Origin of the sequence: Sphingobacterium sp. UDSM-2020, from assembly GCF_016132525.1 — a bacterium.
GTDB lineage: Bacteria > Bacteroidota > Bacteroidia > Sphingobacteriales > Sphingobacteriaceae > Sphingobacterium > Sphingobacterium anhuiense.
Genome location: NZ_CP066166.1, coordinates 1844122 through 1863952 on the forward strand (window position 1 = coordinate 1844122; position 19831 = coordinate 1863952).

Annotated in this window: 9 protein-coding genes and 1 tRNA gene; 9 read left to right on the forward strand and 1 reads right to left on the reverse strand. The window is 39.6% G+C overall.

Features of this window, described 5'->3' with window-relative positions; genetic code table 11:
• Nucleotides 1-213: 213 nt before the first annotated feature.
• From JAZ75_RS08085 to JAZ75_RS08100, 4 genes are all read left to right on the forward strand, one after another.
• Complete coding sequence (locus tag JAZ75_RS08085) at nt 214-4293, forward strand: two-component regulator propeller domain-containing protein (RefSeq protein WP_208701095.1); 4080 nt, start codon at nt 214-216, stop codon at nt 4291-4293.
• Nucleotides 4294-4596: 303 nt separating this feature from the next.
• Nucleotides 4597-7863 carry a SusC/RagA family TonB-linked outer membrane protein gene (locus JAZ75_RS08090; RefSeq protein WP_232789383.1) on the forward strand — a complete coding sequence of 1089 codons (3267 nt, stop codon included), beginning with the start codon at nt 4597-4599 and terminating at the stop codon, nt 7861-7863.
• Between the two features lie 14 nt (nt 7864-7877).
• Entirely contained in the window at nt 7878-9326 is a 1449-nt protein-coding gene (locus JAZ75_RS08095; RefSeq protein WP_208701097.1) for a SusD/RagB family nutrient-binding outer membrane lipoprotein, read from the forward strand.
• Nucleotides 9327-9615: 289 nt separating this feature from the next.
• Nucleotides 9616-10794, forward strand: coding sequence for an acyloxyacyl hydrolase (locus tag JAZ75_RS08100; RefSeq protein ID WP_132840713.1), 1179 nt, complete (start codon nt 9616-9618; stop codon nt 10792-10794).
• 62 nt (nt 10795-10856) lie between these two features.
• On the opposite strand, the gene JAZ75_RS08105 is transcribed toward JAZ75_RS08100, so the two are convergent.
• Nucleotides 10857-10931 (reverse strand) — tRNA-Val (locus JAZ75_RS08105).
• A 419-nt stretch (nt 10932-11350) separates the two neighbouring features.
• Here JAZ75_RS08105 and JAZ75_RS08110 point away from each other — a divergent pair.
• The 5 genes from JAZ75_RS08110 to JAZ75_RS08130 all read left to right on the forward strand — a co-directional run bounded on the left by JAZ75_RS08110 (nt 11351) and on the right by JAZ75_RS08130 (nt 19707).
• Nucleotides 11351-12007 (forward strand): Pr6Pr family membrane protein, encoded by a 657-nt coding sequence (locus JAZ75_RS08110; RefSeq protein WP_208701099.1) that lies wholly within the window; start codon nt 11351-11353, stop codon nt 12005-12007.
• A gap of 181 nt (nt 12008-12188) precedes the next feature.
• Nucleotides 12189-12869 carry a response regulator transcription factor gene (locus JAZ75_RS08115; RefSeq protein ID WP_132840715.1) on the forward strand — a complete coding sequence of 227 codons (681 nt, stop codon included), beginning with the start codon at nt 12189-12191 and terminating at the stop codon, nt 12867-12869.
• Nucleotides 12859-14232, forward strand: coding sequence for a sensor histidine kinase (locus tag JAZ75_RS08120; RefSeq protein WP_132840716.1), 1374 nt, complete (start codon nt 12859-12861; stop codon nt 14230-14232). The genes JAZ75_RS08115 and JAZ75_RS08120 overlap by 11 nt, the downstream gene beginning before the upstream one ends.
• Nucleotides 14233-14490: 258 nt before the next feature.
• Nucleotides 14491-17697, forward strand: a complete 3207-nt coding sequence (locus JAZ75_RS08125; protein ID WP_208701101.1) for a SusC/RagA family TonB-linked outer membrane protein — start codon at nt 14491-14493, stop codon at nt 17695-17697.
• Nucleotides 17698-17709: 12 nt separating this feature from the next.
• A complete protein-coding gene (locus JAZ75_RS08130; RefSeq protein ID WP_208701103.1) occupies nt 17710-19707 on the forward strand; it encodes a RagB/SusD family nutrient uptake outer membrane protein in 1998 nt (665 codons plus the stop codon).
• Nucleotides 19708-19831: the final 124 nt, after the last annotated feature.

The window sequence follows — 19831 nt, forward strand, 5'->3', positions numbered from 1 at the left end:
GGTATGTTTAGATTTTCATATGAAGATTTTCTCTACCTCAATTTTACGTGCTAAATGGTTTTTTTAGCTGTTTAGAAGACTGGGGAGACCTATTTCTCTAAAAGACAGCTAAAATTGGTTTTATAATTATTAAATGTTAATTTAACACTTGTAAAAAGTCTGCTTTTTACACAGATTTATACCTATACAAACCAATCATTTACGCCAATAATTATGAGGTACAACTTATTATGCCTTCTTATTTTTTTATTGCTATGTTTTGATATGCGAGCGCAGTCATCCATCGAATATCTGGGGATTGATCATGGCTTGTCCAATGATTTTGTGACCGATATTTATCAAGATAGGGATGGATTTCTGTGGTTTGGAACTTTTAATGGCCTCAATCGTTTTGATGGCTATGAATTTAAGATTTTTAAAAATAATCCATTGGCGAATAAATCCCTTCCCGACAATCGAATCACCGATATTCTTGAGGATCAAACTGGTAATCTCTATGTTGCAACCAAGGGCGGATTGGGTTTTTTTGACATGGATCGCAACCATTTTACTCGGATAGATCTTGTTAGAGGCGGGGCGGAAGTGCAACCCATTGATTTTTCCATCCATCAGCTGGAGAAAGATCAGGATGGTCAACTCTTTGCGACTTCAGGAAAAGCGGGTTTATTGGTGATCAAGAAGACCGGAAAAGGTCTCAGGGCGCATACTGTCCCATTGTATATTTCAGGAAAAGTAAGTGATCAAGCATACAGTGTCAGTTCAATCTGTAAAACTTTCGATGGAAGATTAATGCTTATGATACATGGGGTGGGCTTAGCGATGTATGATCGTAAAAACAACGGTATTCAAGTTCTTGTACAGGGAGATTTTAATGCAACATTGATGACTGCTTCTAGTGATGGAGGTATTTGGTTTTCAAATGGCTGGTCGGTCACTCACTTTGATTGCCATGCTAATGCCTTTCAGTATTACGGTTTGGAAAATGGCCTCAGTAATAAGCGGATTGTTAATCTTTATTTTGGCCAGGATCGTAAAATTTGGGTATGCACGGATGGTGATGGCATTCAGAAGATTAATATGGACACCAAAAAAATCGAGAAGAATACGGGGTTTGATGAAAAAAAACTTGCGGGCAATGCTGTTGTTGCTATATACGAAGATACTCAGGGACGCAAATGGTTAGGTACGATTCGCGGGGGAGTGAATGTGATCGATCCGCAGAAGGGTAAATTTCAATTGGTTAAACATCATTCCCAGGATAACCAGACGAGTGCACGAGATTTTATTTCTGTGCTGGAGCAAGCAGATCATGATCATATTTGGGTCGGTACGGACGGTTCTGGTTTATTAAAGTGGAATATAAAACAGAAAGTGTTTGTTCCGTACCCCAATTCTTCACGGCTTTTATCAGAGCGTGCATTTGTCACGGGACTTATTCAGGATGATCATCATCAATTATGGATCGGGACATATGATTCCGGTATTTTTAAATTAGATATGACTAGCGGTCAAATCAAATCATATACCTGTTATTATCCTCAAACCGAATATGTCAATGCAGCCTCTTGGCGTTTGTTTAAAGATAGCCGAAAACGCATCTGGGCATCGACTTTAGGCGGAGGAGAGGTTTATCTTTTTGATGTAAGGGAAGATCAGTTTAAACCTTTGAACTTACCGATATATGATGTGCTTACTTTTTTTGAAGAAAGGGAAGATATCCTCTGGATGGGCTCCTGGTCTGAACTGATCCGCTTGGATCTGCAAACAAGACAATTTAAAACATATGCAGTGGGTACACCTGTCCGGTTTATCAAGCAGGCTGATCGTCATCATTTATGGATAGGTACCGAGGGGGGCGGGCTACGTTACTTTAATATAGCGACGGGTCAATCTAAAATTTACACAGAAAAAGAAGGATTGCCAAGTAATACCTTATTAAATGCATTAAAAGATGATTTTGGCAATTTGTGGATATCGACTTACCATGGTCTATCGAAATTTGATACCAAAACGCGCTTATTCCAAAATTTCTATAAATCCGATGGATTGCAAAGCAATCAATTTAATTACAATGCCGCGCTGAAACTGTTCGATGGACAATTGGTGTTTGGAGGTATTCGAGGATTCAATTTGTTTCATTCCCGTGATCTTTTGGTCCATGCAGTCTTTCCTCCACTCAAATTGACGCAACTCCAGATTAATAATAAACCATATGGTTCTGATAAGCATTATGGTACAGATCCGCTGAATGAGGTCAGTAAATTGACCATCCCTTATAGCCAGGCGGTATTATCCTTTTCATTTGCCGCATTAGATTATAGTTTTTCGGATCGGATTAAATATGCTTACTTTCTTGAAGGCTGGGATAAGGACTGGAATTATGTAGGTAAACAGCGAGCAGCATATTATTCGCACCTTAAAGAAGGAATTTATACTTTAAGGATTAAATCGACAGATGCAAATGGTAATTGGAATTCAAGTGAGCGCACTATTTTGATCCAGATCTTACCGCCATGGTGGCGTACAGGCTGGGCTTATGCAGGCTATGGAATGGCTGTTGTTGCCGCATTATATCTTTATTTTCTGTATGTACGGCATCGTGCATTGTTGTTAACCAAATTGAAGACTGCTGAATTTGAACGCGATAAGGAAAATGAACTGACAGAGAAAAAGGTTACATTTTTCACGCATATCGTGCATGAAATACGTACACCACTTACCCTTATTATAAATCCAATCAAAGAATTACTGAAGGATAACAAAGATCAGATAACAGATTATGAAGAACTTCAGGATGTATATCGTCATTCCAAGAGATTGCTAAATCTGGTTGATAAATTATTGATCTTCAGAAAATCCGAAGGAAACTTTGATGAATTATCTCTTGTTCATTTGGATATCGTACGTTTGGTTAGAGAAGTTTTTTTATGTTTTCGGCAGATCGCACATGCGCAAAATATAAGCTATTCGTTGGAAACGGATATCGAATCTTATCCATGTTATGGGGATCTTGAAAAATTGGAAATCTGTTTTTTTAATCTCTTGCAGAATGCCTTAAAATATACACAAGATGGTGGTATGGTGACCGTACATCTGAACAGGACGGTTACAGGTATTCGCATTGAAATATCGGATTCGGGGAAGGGTACTCCGACTTTGCTGAAGGAAGATATCTTTAAGCCGTTTCAGCGTGATTTCTCTTCTTCCAATACGGTAAAGGAAGGTTTTGGAATAGGCCTATTTTTAGTCAAAAAATTTGTGGAAATACACCAAGGTGAAATCAGTTATCACCCCAATGCTGATCGAGGTATGACTTTTTGTGTTGATTTGCCCCAGCATGCTATTCTGAATGATGAGGATCATATTTTAGAAGTTTCCAACAGCGCTTTTTCTTCCCGGGAAACGATGGGGCTAAATGATCCGGTTATGACAGAAAAGGCCGACCGTAAAAATAGTCATTATGTCGAGGTTTCAGATCGATTGATCCCGATAGAACGAGAAATCATCCTATTGGTAGATGATCATGCTGATATTCGAAATTATATCTATAAACTGTTTCAAGATAGGTTTCATGTCGTACAGGCTGAAAATGGTGAGCAGGCAATAGCAATTTTACAAAAAATAGAACCGCATATCATCATCAGTGATATTATGATGGAAGGAGGTACGGGGATTGATCTTTGTCATAAAATTAAGAAGAGCAATCAATGGAGTCATATCCCTTTAATTCTTTTGACGGCAAGTTCGTCATCCGAAATAAAGCTGAAGGGGATTGAAGGGGGGGCTGATGATTATATTACTAAACCTTTTGATAAAGATATGCTGGTGGCACGTGTGGACAATCTGATTCAGAATAGGAATCGTCTGCATGAATACTTCCATAGCCATATAACGTTGCAATCGAATGACCACAAAATTCCGGTTGAATATAAAGAGTTTTTGGAGAAAGTGATCCAAGCGGTTGAAGCACACTTGCTGGAAGAAGATTTTACGGTAAAAGTGCTCGCCGAAACAATGGGTATGAGCCATTCAAATCTCTATAGACAAATTAAAGCGATATCAGGAAAATCTGCTAACGAATTTATCCGGTACATCCGACTTCGTAGGGCGGCACAACTTTTAATTACGACCAAAGCGAATGTCAACGAATCTGCTTATCAGGTGGGGTTTCGGGATGTTAAACATTTTAGACAACAGTTTACGAAGCTTTTTGGCTGTACACCATCAGAATATCGAAAACGCTATCCTCATTTAAAGAAATCCTATGCGCTAGATGGACTACTGACTCATTAAGATCTGTGTCGATGAGAAAGGTCGACTGTGGAAATATATGGACCATCAAAAGTTCAGATGGTTCATCATGAGAAAGATGAGTCAATGTTCATATCTCTATTAATTTCTAGAGATACCGTCTGATATGGATTGTTATAATCAAGTTAATAATTATCCATCGTCTCCAGGTTCTTTTTGCCTTTATGGTCAAACATAATGTTATGTTAACACAGTCTTAACCCGCAATTGATCTTGCATGCGTAGTATTGCAACAGTTTTAAACAACCCTGCAATTGCTTGCTGTGTTTTGAAGACTTATGAAGAATGAAAAATAAAAAAACTAGATTTTATCGGTATCCTGTATCTAAAGCAACCTCTTTGCTCTTGATCGCAGGATTAGGAATGACTACTGCTGAAGCGAACAACAATTTCTTTGCTAAACAGGAAATTTTAGCGATCAAGCAACAAGGTATAATCGTTTCTGGACGTATTGTGGATGCAAAAACCAATGTTCCTGTTATAGGCGCTACGGTATTGGTGGATGCTAAGGCGGTAGGTACGACAGATGCACAAGGAAAATTTGAAATTAAAGCCCTGCCGAATCAACAGGTAACTTTTAAAAGTGTGGGCTACCAGCAGGTACAGCGCATTTTTACCTCTAATTCACAGCAAGTTGTCATTGCTTTAGAATCTTCAGATGTTGCAATTTCTGAAGTAGTCGTGACGGCTTTGGGAATTAAAAGAGAAGCAAAATCACTAGGTTATGCAGTCAGTACCATCAGTAGTAAGCAGATGACCGATGCCGCATCTAGCAACTGGGTGGATGCGATGAAGGGCAAAGTTGCGGGTCTTAATATTACGCAAGCGAGTTCCGGACCTTTAAATACGGCAAGAATTACACTGCGAGGTGATCAATCCTTAGATCCGACGAAAAATGAGGCTTTGATTGTTGTTGATGGTGTGCCTATGGTAAATGGTCGCTTTAGTTCTGGCGTAACGGATGCTTATGGCGCCGGATCTAGCGGAGCAGATAAGGATGTACCGGTCGATTTTGGGAATGGTCTGGGTGATATCAACCCAGATGATATTGAGTCGATCTCCGTGCTAAAGGGGGCAGCTGCGACTGCATTATATGGAAGCAGAGCTGGTAATGGTGCTTTGATCATTACGACAAAATCTGGTAAGCGCAATGGGAAGGGGATGGGCGTTACGGTCAATTCCAATACGAGTTTTCAAGATATCTTAAAGATGCCCGACTTGCAGTATGAATATGGTCAGGGAAACTTGAATCGGAATGCAGCGGGAGAGCTTTACTATTCGTACGGACTCAGCGAAGATGGCGCGAGTACGGGAGGTACTTCCAGTGCCTGGGGACCTAAATTTGATGGACAGCTGTTTTATCAGTACGATCCTACAGTGGAGGGACAGGGTGCTACACGTACTCCTTGGGTGCCTTATAAAGATGGTGTAAGAGGTTTTTTTAAAACCGGAGCGACTTACATGAACAGTGTGGCATTGGATGGGGGAAATGATAAATATTCGGCCCGCGGTTCCATCACACATACCAAGAATAATTGGATCATGCCGAACACAGGCTTTGAACGTCTGGTAGCATCGTTCAATACAAGTGCTCAAATTAGTGATAAATTGAAATTAAATTTAAAAGCTAATTACACGAATAAGACGAGTGATAATCTGCCTGCAACGGGGTATAATAATCAGTCGATTTCCTACTTTATGATCTTTCAAAATCCAAGTATAGACTTGGATTGGTATCGCCCGATGTGGCAGAAAGGTCAGGAGAATATTAAACAGATCCATCCTTTCAGTTCTTATATTGAAAATCCATTTGTTATCGCAAATGAAATGACCAATAGCCTAAATAGCAATGGTTTTGATGGAATGGTACAAGGTGTATATACGTTCAATCCGAAATGGGAATTGATGGTACGTTCTGGTATGAATATGAACTCTAACCTGCGCGAGCAACGCCGTCCTTGGGATACAGCAAATTTCCCTAAGGGCTACTATAAACAGCAGGATATCTTCTATTTAGAGTCGAATACTGATGCCTTATTGACGTATAACGATCAACTTACTCCGGACTTTAAGATCCGTGCTACGATGGGTGGTAACTTGATGAAGCGGAATATCAAAGAAGCTGTAGGGGTAGCTCGAGGTTTAAATTTACCTGGTATTTATAAATTGAGTAATGCCCTGACGAATGCATTAGCCGACGGTAATAGTTTAACACGCAGAGAGATCCAAAGTATGTTTGGTTTGGTGAATTTATCATGGCAAGATAAAATTTATGTGGATGTTACCGCTCGCAATGACTGGTCTTCAACATTACCTGCGGAAAACCGTTCTTACTTCTATCCTTCGGTGAGCAGTAGTTTTGTCTTAAGTGATCTGATGACTTTACCAAAGGCGATTTCTTTTGCCAAGTTGCGTCTATCCTGGGCACAGGTTGGTAATGATGCAGATCCTTATCAAACGAGTAAATATTACTCAAGTTCTATTTTCCCAGGGTCAGCAGAAGCTCCTTCAAAATTACATAATGCGGAACTGAAACCCGAAATTTCGACTTCTACGGAGGCTGGATTGAATGTTGCATTCCTGAACAATAGATTGACGGCTGATATCAATTTTTATTACAACCGCTCTAAGAACCAGATCTTAACGGTGCCATTAGATCTGACGACGGGATACAGTTCTGCCATCATTAATGGCGGTTTAATCCGAAATCAAGGTCTTGAAATCAGTTTAACCGGTACACCGGTTAAAAATCAAAACTTCCAGTGGAATACGACCTTGACCTGGTCTAAGAATGATAACAAAATCTTAGAATTAAGTGAGGGAGTAGATACACCGCAGCAGATTATTGCTTCTAGTGGGTTTGGCGCTGCACAGATTATTGCAACGGTTGGTGGATCTACGGGTGATCTGTGGGGTTACGGTCTGGTACGTAATGATGCTGGACAGGTTCTGATTGATGGAAAATCAGGACTTCCTGTTCGACCATCGGATAAGGTGAAGATAGGAAATGCCTATGCCGATTGGCGGGGTGGATTCAGCAATGAATTCCGATATAAAAACATCAGCCTAAGTGCTTTGATTGATGGACAATATGGGGGTATAGTATATTCCCAAACGCACCATAAAATGTCGGAACAGGGTAAACTGACCAACACATTGAAGGGACGAGAGACAGGAATGATCGCTGGTGAAGGTGTGATTGCTAATGCTGACGGAACTTTCAGCCCAAATACAAAAGAAGTGCCTATCAATACCTGGTATGGTGATTATTACCGTCGTGCGAATGTCGAGACGAATAGTTTTAATGCTTCTTATTTAAAACTTCGTGAAGTACGTTTTGAAGTGGCATTACCCAAAAATTTAGTTTCCCGTTGGAAAGTGAATAGTGCTTCGATCGCCTTTTTCGGAAGAGATTTATTTATGATCAGCAATTTCCCAATGTTCGATCCGGAGACTGCCGCGCTAAACGGTGCTACGATTATGCCAGGAGTGGAAATGGGACAAATGCCGAGCACAAAAACATATGGTGTTAATTTGAGAGTGAGCTTTTAAGGAGGAATTTAGAGATGAATAAAAAATATATCGGTATCGCATTTTTAGCTGGACTTACTAGTCTTGTAAGCTGTACCAAGAATTTTGATGAATTAAATACAGATCCCAACAAAATTGAACAGGTGACACCCGGTTCTTTAATTACGCCAACTGTTTACGGCATGAGTACGTATTTTACGGTACGAAGTAATGACTTTACCTGGGAAATTATGCAAACAGGTTTGGCCAATCCCAGCGCTGCGAATGGCATCCACCGCTACTATTTTACAGAACAGTCGGGCGATGGCACTTGGAATACAAGTTATGCTTATCTGCGTAATATCCGCGAAATGGAAGCAGCTGCGTTGACAAGTAATAATGAGGCTTATCAGGCTGTTGCTAAGACTTTGAAAGCCTATATCGTAGGTATTTTAACCGATAGTTTTGGAGACGTTCCTTTGTCTGAAGGTCTACAGGCTGAAAGTGGCATAACAAAACCGAAGTTTGATACCCAGGAACAGATTTATGCGGATATGGTAAAGGGATTGGAAGAGGCAAACAAGCTTTATCAGGGTGAGTCTGTCATGAACGGGGAAGATATCCTGTATAAGAATGATAAAAAGCTATGGCGTAAATTTAATAATTCGTTACTACTACGTTATTATTTACGTCAGTCGAAGCGTATGGATGCTTATGCAAAAATTAAAGTGATGCTGGACAATCCCGCCGATTATCCGATCTTTCAATCAAATGCGGAAGCAGCGGTGGTACAGGTGACGGGCTTAGCTCCTTATGATTATGCTTGGGGAAGAAGACAGGATTATGTGAATTTTACGGCAATGGCTGAATTTTTTGTCGACAATCTGAATGCTTTGAATGATCCTCGCCGTCCCTTTATCATGAAAGAAGCGACACGTTTAGTAGATGGTAAAGTGGAGAGCATAGGCTATCGTGGAATCCCGGCAGGGCATTCCGGCGATCTTTCTGCCTATAACTTCAATCCGAGCACACCGAATGGAGATTTAGTATATCCAGAAGCGGTGGGTACTCCTGTTAAAGAACTGATCATGCCTTATGCTGAGGTTGAATTTATCAAAGCAGAAACTTACTTAGCATTAGGATCGACAAATGAAGCTAAAACGGCGTATGAGAAAGGTGTAAAAGCTTCGATAGAACAATATGGTGGTGTTGTGCCGGTAACTTATTTTGAGAATGAATCCGCAAAATTTGATGGTACTCAGGAGCGCATCATGATGCAGAAATACCTAAGTTTATTTATGGTGGATTATCAGCAATGGTTTGAATATCGTCGCACGGGTTTTCCAAAACTGCCTAAAACACCTTATATGTTTCATGATGGGGTAATGCCATCGCGGTTTATGTATAAAAATGAGGTCAGAAGGTTTAACCCAGATAATTATGCAAAGGCTGTTGCGCAAATGGGGGGAGATACTTACCACACGAAAGTATGGTGGGAAAAATAGTTTTTTAGAGCGATATCATATCGTTTTATTTTATGAGCCGATTACATCATGTAATCGGCTCATTTTTTGTGATGGATGGAAGGTTAGCGTGTGAGAAGATTAGAAGTTCAGGGCTTTAGACTTTTAGATTACTCATTCACTATATGACTATTCGGAGGGGAGAAAGTGATTGATACACCTGTTCCGATGTGAGCGATAAGCTGAAATTTTGTGTATAGTGTTTGCAATTGGTTTAGGAGTTGCTACTTTTGCAAACAAATTAATCTTTATTTAAATTAACATCCCTTTCATGATCATACGAATTCTGATTTTTATCATGCTCACCTTTAGTTCCTTTGCCTTAACGGCGCAGGTCAGTCCCCGCATTTCCAGCTCCTTGGATTCCAGCAAATCAGTTGGTTCTGGAAAACCGCGATTGATCTTTCAGCTTGAACATGAAAGTGGCGGTGAATTGAAGATGAATGAACGTACAAAGGAAACGCTTGCAGATTCGTATTACAGTGGTATTAATTTCCGCGTTGGCTTTCAGAGTCAGTACCGTGACTCTGTCACGAGTGTGTACAATGAACTATACAATTACCCGATCTATGGTATTGGAGTGTATAGCAGTACTTTTGGACAGGAGCATCTGGGTAAACCTTTTGCAGTCTATGGCTTTGTTGCCATTCCTATTAAACCAAAAGTAGATAGCAAATGGAATTTTAATTACCGAATTGGTCTGGGACTTTCTGGGCGGTTCAATCCTTATAACGAAGAGGATAATCCTTTAAATCTGATTATTGGCAGTAAGAACAATGTTTACATCGATCTTGGGGTACAGGCAAATTACCGGTTGAGTCAAAAATTCCAACTTGGAGCAGGAATTGCTTTTCATCATTTCAGCAATGGTGCCCTGGCATTGCCCAATACAGGAATAAACTTACTACCGCTCAGTCTTTCTGTGGCATATAGCCCTTCAAGCAAACCTTTTGACTTTAGAAAATCGGCAATTCCCCCAATGGAAGATAAGCAGGAACTCCATTTTAATTATGCTTTTGGATTTAAGCAGATTGATCGTGAAAATGATAAGCAATACTTTAAATCAACACTTGGCGCTTACTATAGTAAACATTTGGGTTATAAATGGCGTATCGGTGCCGGAATGGATGCTTTCTATTCCGCTAGCGGTAACGATAAACAAGTTGCAGGCGATAAAGCGGGGTCATTTTCAGCGTTATTTTCTTACGGACCGGCATTTTACATTGATCACGTTCTGAATTCAAGATTATATCTTAATGGTAATGTTGGAGCCTATTTACACCGTAATAAATTTAATGGTGAGAGTAGCCCGATCTATCTGAGAGCCGGGGTTCGGTACAAAGTTTATCGCGATATTTTTACAGGTGTTTCTATTAAAGCCCATGCCGGAAAAGCGGACTTTATCGAATGGACTATGGGGTATGGATTGCAGTTAAAAAAGAAAAAGTAGCATTATTATAAAAATACATCATAAAAAAGAGCATCTGAATAGCATTCAGATGCTCTTTTTTGTGGAGACTACTGGGTTCGAACCAGTGACCCCTACCTTGTCGAGGTAGTGCTCTAAACCAGCTGAGCTAAGCCTCCATTGTTGATCCTATAGGTCACGGAAACGGGTTTGCTTCCCTATGCCTGAATGAACTGGTGCAAATAAAGCAATTTTATTTGTAAAATAAAAGTTAGTTATCTAAAAGCAGTTCGTTTTTAGTATTTAGATGGTAGTAATTAGTATTTAGATACTAGTAATTAGTAGTTAGATGGTAGTAATTAGTATTTAGATGCTAGTAATTAGTAGTTAGATGGTAGTAATTAGTATTTAGATGGTAGTAATTAGTATTTAGATGGTAGTAAGTAGTATTTAGATACTAGTAATTAGATAGTAGATGGTTAATCGATTAGAACTTTTGTTGACGGGTTATTTAATAGTATTTAGACGATATAAGATTACTCGGTCACTATTTAAAAGTTTTTTAATTATTTTTGAGAGAATTGACATTTGAGAAACTATGAAACAAACAGCTTTACCTCAGAATGTGAAAGGACTTAATGCGGTAGTATTAATCATAATGGCTTTGGTTACTTTAGGTGCGATTGAACCTTGGACCGCCTGGAATGTGGATCCGACATCTCCTGGTTATGGCTGGAACAGATTCAGTTATTTTACAATCCAGAGTAATTTTATTGCGATGGTTACTTACCTGATTGCGGCTGTGGCAATTTTTAGAAATAAGCAACTTGGTGAATGGTTCAGGTATCTTCGCGCGGGAGCAGTTCTTTATATGATGGTAACCGGGATTGTATTTGCCGTTCTGCTTCGTAACACGCAACTTGACCCAGACCATTTTAGCTGGAGCAATTTTATTCTGCATGAATTTGGTCCATTTTTTATTACTGTCTGGTGGTTGTTATGGCCTTCACGAAAACCGATTACATCCGGCAAAGCCTTTTATTTATTGATATTCCCGTTTTTGTGGGTCATCTACACGTTTATCCGAGCTTCGATAACGGGTTGGTACCCTTATCCGTTTTTAGATCCCGCAACTGCCGGAGGTACAGCGGGGGTTATGACCTACGTATGCGGTTTAACAATATTCTTTGTCGTTCTCTGTCAACTGCTTGCATGGATTAGCCGTGCAAGGGAAAATAATAATACACTTTATTAAATATTGAGATAATAGTAGTTAGTAACTAGACTAGAGCTGATTGCTTCGAAGAAATTGCCTATTTTTGTAAGTTGTGAGATCCTTCTTATTGCGATGTTTAATAGAAGGTGAGATGGTTAAAAAGTTAATGGGTTAAGAAAGTATATCACTTGTGACTGTTTTACATTAAAATAAAAAAGAATTGGAAATCCTACTAGTTGAAGATGAGCCATCTGTAATTTCGTTGATTGAAAGGGGATTGAAAGGAGAAAACCATTCAATCAGTGTCGCTATGGACGGATTTACGGGGTTAAAAATGGCAGGTCTTAACCAATATGACTTGATTATTTTGGATGTGATGCTTCCGGGGATGAACGGATTGGAGATCTGTCGAAATATCCGGAAGACGAATAAAGACGTGCCCATTTTGATATTAAGTGCATTAAATCAGACGGAAGATATTGTTGAAGCATTTAATCGTGATGCTGATGATTATCTGACGAAACCTTTTAAACTGGACGAACTTCGTGCGCGAATCAATCGGCAGTCCCGAAAGGCCAGACAGCAGACCACGACCAGTAACACCATTACTATTGATAATCTCGTTATGGATAGAGACAGTAAGAATGTGCAACGTGGAGGTAAATCCGTAATTCTGACGGCTACTGAATACCGATTACTGGAATATCTAATGGTCAATAAAAATAAGATTTTATCCCGGGTTGATATTTTGGAAGAGGTATGGGGTATGGATTTTAATATGAGTACCAATGTGGTGGATGTTTATGTCAACTACCTGCGTAAAAAAATAGATCATCCTACAGAAAAGAAACTTATCCATACTGTTATCGGTATGGGCTATATACTGAGAAATGAAAATTAGAACGAAGGTCATTGTACTTTTTTCAGCGATTTCGATTGCCTATATTGTATCTTTCGCCCTATACGTTTCTTATTTTACGAAGGACAGTCTGCAGACCAAATTCTATCACCGGCTGGAAGAAAATGCCACTATTGTCGGTAATCATATCATACAGAATGATGCGTATAATAATAAGGTGTACTACGAAGTAACCCGAAAATATCTACGCCAGCTTTCTGAGGGTAAAGATTATCTGTTGCGAATTGTTAAAGGACATACCGATCTCCGCTATAAACCCGATCTGCCTTTACCTGATGCTTTCTATGAAGAAGCAATCGTAAAAGGGAAAGCGCAGTTTCTGCATCATAAAACCTCCTATGTAGCCCTATTTTTTGTCGATTCTCTACACAAAGAAAACCTATTGGTTATTTCTGCGGGCGTTGATGAGTATGGACATGATGAACAACAGATACTGGATCACACTTTGATTTCAGGTGGATCATTAGCGATTATCTTGGTTGTTCTGCTGTCTTTTTATTTCGCCAATAGACTGCTTGCACCTATCAAAGCCATCAATAAGGAATTAACTCAGGTGGATATATCAAATCTGAACAAACGGGTTAAAAATAACTATTCGAATGATGATGATGAAATCGGAATATTGATTTCCAATTTCAACGCCATGATGAAACGACTGGATATTTCGGTCAAATCACAGCAGAGCTTTATCGGCAATGCATCCCACTCGTTACGTACACCTTTAACGATTATTGGTGGGGAAGCTGAGCTGGCTTTGCATCATCTGGATAAAAATCATGAAGCGTATTATTCGGTCGAGGCAATTGCTAAACATGCTTCAAAGATGAATCTCATCATCAATAATCTTTTGCTCTTGTCACGTACCGGATTTGAGGGTAAGATCGAAAGCAAACAGTGGATCCGGATCGATGAACTCTTATATGATGTACAGAAGAGTGAAAAAAGCATGAACCCGGACTGTGAGATTTTTTTGGATTTCTCGCATATTCCTGAGGATAGCAGTGAGATGAATATCTTTGTGAATCCGGATCTCTTTTATATTGCCTTCAGTAATATTGTTTCTAATGCCTGTAAGTACGGGGATAAAAAAATGGTCACGATTTCACTGGTCTGTCATGAAAATCTTGTCGTAGTAAAAATTTCAGATCATGGTATCGGTATCCCGTTACACGATCAGCCTCATATTTTTGATTCTTTTTATAGGGCCTCCAATGTGGGTGCGATCTATGGAAACGGATTAGGATTAGTGCTGGCCAAGCATATTTTTGAATTGCATCATGCCATACTTTCGGTTTCCTCGATTGAAAATAAGGGGACATCTGTAAGCGTCTATATCCCTAAGTAAATTTTTCCATTTAGTTCTCCGAAGAGGAAATTATTTAAAAAATTTTGTTTTCATGCGCGTTTCATCGGCATAAAAAAAGATCGGATGAAGTAATTTTTCGTTATTATTCACCTTCTTTAAACTTGTTGATTTATAGGTGTTTAGAATTATTATGTTTGTTTAAACTAATTACACCCTCAAAAATTACGAATTAGCCCCTCTCTTTCATTAGCCCCCTTTCATAATATTGGACTGTTTAAAACGAACCAATTATAAATTATGAAAGAAAATGTACTTTTTTGGAAAGGGAAAGGTTTTTTTATCTTTTTTTTTCTGTTGCTAGGCTTTAATTATGCCTCTGGACAAATCACCAAGATCCAGGGAATAGTTAGAAATGCCACAGGTATTTTACCTGGAGTGACGGTTGCAGCCGAAGGATCTTCATTAAAAACGCAAACGGATGGAAATGGTCAATACAGCTTAAATATTAATGGTGCCAACGCTGTTATATTTACCTTTATTGGTTATGAAAAACAACGTATTGTTCTACAGGATGTCACCGATTCAAAGAATGGTATTTATACTTTAAATGTGACATTAAAGGAGTCTGAAGGAGACCTTTTGGATGAAGTTGTTGTTGTTGGATTTGGAACACAGAAAAAAACAAATCTCACAGGGTCGGTTGCTGTTGTTGATGCGAAGCAATTAGAAAATAGGCCGGTGAGAAATGCGATTCAAGCGTTACAAGGTCTTGCTCCCGGATTAAATATTTCGCAAAATGGTGGAAGTCTGGAAGCTAACCCAACGATAAATATTCGTGGTGTAGGGACGATCGGAACTTCTTCTTCTTCACCCTTAGTCTTGATCGATGGATCAGAAGGCTCATTAGCTGCCCTCAACCCTCAGGATATTGAAAGTGTATCTGTCCTCAAAGATGCAGGCGCTGCTTCTATTTATGGCTCTAGAGCCGCATTTGGTGTTATTCTGGTTACAACAAAATCGGGAAAGGTTGGAAAGACTACTGTTAATTATAACAATAGCTTGAGAATGAATAAACCGACCTTGATGCCGAAGATGATGGATTCCTACACGTTTGCCCAATATTTTAATCAGGCGGAAGTCAATGGAAATGGTACGCCTCATTTTTCTGAGGAATACCTGAAGCGCATTTTAGATTATCAAAACGGATCAAATAAAAATTCAATTATTGTATCACCGGACAATCCGCAATATTGGGCAGATGGGTATGCATACGGAAATGATAATGTAGATTGGTTTAAGGCGATGTATCGGGATCAAGCCTTTTCACATGAGCATAACTTAAGCCTGAACGGAGGATCGGATAAAACAACGTATTATCTGTCAGGAAATTTTATGAAACAACAGGGTTTGATGGCCTTCAATACAGATCATTATGATCGGTATGCGATTTCGGCAAAGATAAACTCAAAAGTATCCGACATTTTTCAAATTGGCTATAATGCGCGATTGGTAAGAGAGGATTATGAACGGCCAGCCGCACTGACCAATAGTTTTTATGATGATTTAGGCCGTCAAGGATGGCCCACGCTCCCGTTATACGACCCGAATGGATTTCTATATAGTTCGCCTTCACCTGCTTTGGTTATGAAAGAGGGCGGGGTGGATAATTCAACCAAAGATTACATTTATCAGCAATTGCAATTAACATTGGAGCCTTTAAAAGGTTGGAAAACGATTGCTAATCTCAATTATCGTACGACAACACAATTTCGCCATTGGGATTCTCAAAAACTGTATAATCATGATGTCAATGGTAATCCTTATTTATATAAAAATACGTCGAATGTCTACGAATTTGGATTGAAGGAGAATTACTACAATATTAATATTTACTCAGAGTATGATAAGCGCATGGGCGATCATCATTTTAAAGGGATGGTCGGATTTCAAGCGGAACAAACAGCCTTCCGTAATTTAGGCGTGCAACGGGATGGAATTATCCTGCCGGATCAACCGGTTATTAATATTGCTTCAGGAACAGATATCAATGGCAATCCTGTAGTACCATCGGTTTCTGGGGAATATCAAAAATGGGCTTCTGCAGGTTTTTTTGGTCGATTAAATTATGATTTTAGGGATAAATATCTTTTCGAAGCAAATTTGCGCTATGATGGATCTTCTCGATTCAGAAGTGATAGTAGATGGGGATGGTTTCCTTCTGTTTCTGCTGGTTGGAATGTGGCTAAAGAGACCTTTTTTGAAGAGGCTTTACCCTATATCAATATGTTTAAGTTCAGAGCTTCGTATGGAGAATTGGGTAATCAGAATACAGAAATATGGTATCCAACTTATGTGGTGCAACCTACGGGAACAAACAATGGCGGCTGGTTAATCAATAATGCACGTCCTAATACAGCTTCGGCTCCGGGATTAGTCAGTGCGCTATTGACATGGGAGTCTATTAACACCACCAATATTGGTGTTGACTTTGCCGCTCTAAATAACAAACTTTCAGGTTCATTTGAAGTATTTGATCGTAGAACTTACGATATGGTAGGCCCAGCTCCGCAGTTGCCTGTTACATTGGGTACTCAAGTACCAGAGACCAATAATACGGACTTGAAAACACAGGGCTTTGAAGCGACTATTGGCTGGAATGACCGGACAAAAGGCGGATTAAGTTATGGTGCTAAGTTTTTGATTTCGGATAACGTGACAACAATAACACGATATCCAAATGAGATTGGTGTATTAAATAAATACCGTAAAAACCAAAGGTGGGGTGATATCTGGGGTTTGCAGACGCTTGGGATAGCAAAATCACAAGAGGAAATGGATCGTCATCTGGCATCGCTTCCTAATGGGGGTCAGACCGCTATCGGTACACAATGGGCGGCAGGTGATGTGATGTATAAAGATATAAATGGAGATGGGAAAATTGATAAAGGTGGTAATACCGAAGGAAATCCAGGTGATTTGAGCGTCATCGGAAATAATACACCAAGGTACACTTTTGGTTTAAATCTAAATGCAGAGTATAAGAATTTTGATTTCAGTATTTTCTTTCAAGGTGTCATGAAACGTGATGTATGGCAAGGAGGCTATTATTTCTGGGGAGCGACAGGTAATAAATGGTGGTCTACGGGTTTGGTCGATCATTTAGATTATTTCCGTACTGCAGATAATGTACTTGGTGAAAACCTGGATGGATACTATGCTCGTCCGACTTTTGGTACTTCTAAAAATCAAGAAATACAAAGCCGCTACCTGCAAAATGCTTCTTATATCCGAATAAAAAATGTGCAATTGGGATATACGATTCCTAAAGCGACGACCAATCGTATCGGTGTCGAACGTTTACGGGTGTATATCGCAGGAGAAAACGTATGGACGGGATCGAAGGTGGCGGGGATGTTTGATCCTGAAACCATTGACGGAGGCAGTAACGGTACTGTGTACCCTTTAACAAAAGTATGGTCAGCGGGCTTAAGTGTAACCTTTTAAAAATAATTCATCATGAAATTCAAGCATAAAATTTTTAATATATTTCAATTGGGATTGATAACTGCGGTCGGTCTTTCTTCTTGTAATAAATATTTGGATATTAATCCACCTTCCCAAATCATCCCGGAAGTTTACCTGACAGAAGAATCTCAATTAGCGGCTTATACCATTGCACGTTATACGGATGTATTTCCTTCACACGGTTCCTGGTCATTTGGAACATTTGGCATTGATGGTAATACGGATAACATGGCCATGCCAAATCTAGATAACCGTTTTATTCCAGGTCAATGGCGGGTTGGAGCGGAAGGTGGAGATTGGGATTTTTCAAATATTTACCAGATGAATTATTTCATAAACACCGTGGTGCCAAAATGGAAGGAAAAAAAATTACTGGGTAATGCATCTAATGTGGAGCATTATATAGGAGAAGCTTATTTTCTGAGAGCTTATGTTTACTTTACAAAACTGCAGGCATTGGGTGATTTTCCGATCATTAAAAATGTCATGTCCGATAAGGATAAAAATATATTAATCGAAGCGAGTAAACGAGCGCCTCGAAATGAAGTAGCACGTTTTATCCTGTCTGATCTGGATTCCGCAATAACTTTATTGAAGACAAATTCTCCCGATGGAAAGAAACAGCGAATATCACAACATGTTGCACAGCTTTTAAAATCGCGCGTTGGTTTATATGAAGGTACCTGGTTGAAATATTTTAAAGGAACTGCTTTTGTACCTAAGGGTGCGGGTTGGCCAGGGGAATCGAAAGATTATTTGAAAAGTTATACGTTTCCTTCTGGAAGTATTGATGGGGAAATTGACTTTTTCTTGTCAGCATCCATGACTGCTGCCGCCGCGGTTGCGGATGCGGTTGCTCTGGTCAATAATACTGGAATCATTGAATCGGCCAATAATGAAAATCCTTATTTCAGCATGTTTGGTGCGGTGGATATGTCCAACTACAGTGAAGTATTGTTATGGCGCCAGTACAATCAAAATCTGGTTACCCATAATGTTCCGGTGTATCAGCAACGGAGTAATTATGCGGTTGGTTTAACGCGTAGTATGGTCGAGAGTTTCTTAATGAAAAATGGACTCCCGGTATATGCTTCCGGTAGCGGATATCATGGGGATGATTACATTGCAAATGTGCGAAAAGACCGTGATGGTCGATTGCAGTTATTTTTGAAAGAACCGGGACAGAAAAACGTGCTGATCAATGTTGGCGCAGGTACACATTATACTTTGGTGGAACCGTATCCCAGCATATGGGAAACAGATTGGGAACGTCGTTATACAACAGGATACACCATCCGTAAAGGTATTTCCTATGATGGTCTACAGACAAATAATAATGGCGGATATACCGGAAGTATTACGTTTAGAGCTGCGGAAGCTTATTTAAATTATATTGAGGCTTCTTATGAAAAAAATGGTAATCTGGATGGAAAAGCGGAGGCTTATTGGCGAGCAATCAGAACCCGGGCAAAGGTGGATCCTGATTTTAATGCAACTATTGCGGCAACAAATATGAGTTTGGAAAAGAAAGACTGGGGCGTTTATTCTGCTGGAAATTTTGTTTCACCGACCTTATATAATATCCGCAGGGAGCGCAGAAACGAATTGATGGCCGAGGGTTTACGATTAATGGATCTAAAACGCTGGAGAGCAATGGATCAGTTAATTACGACTCCAGATCATTATGAAGGGTTTAAACTCTGGGGGCCTATGAAGGAATGGTATACGGCGGCACAGTTGAAATATGGTGCTTCGAGTGATCAATCTGTTGTCTCCGATCCGGCTTTAAGTATTTATCTGCGTCCTTTGGAAGTCCGCAGTAATGCGTTGTCATATGCAGGAATTAAATTTGCGATGGCGCATTACCTATCTCCTATAGCCATTGAGCATTTTCAACTTACTTCGGTAGACGGTAGTATTGAAAATGCGGTTATTTACCAGAATCCGGGATGGCCTTTGGTTGCCGGAAATGGGGCAACAGGCTATTGATAGGTGAACCTACTTGTAGACATCAATTAAAGAATTGTTTTTTTTGCCTAGTATCCCCCTCCATGACACGATGAGATGGGGGATCTTTTATGCAAAGCGCGATCTTAGGAGAAAGAGGCTTAAA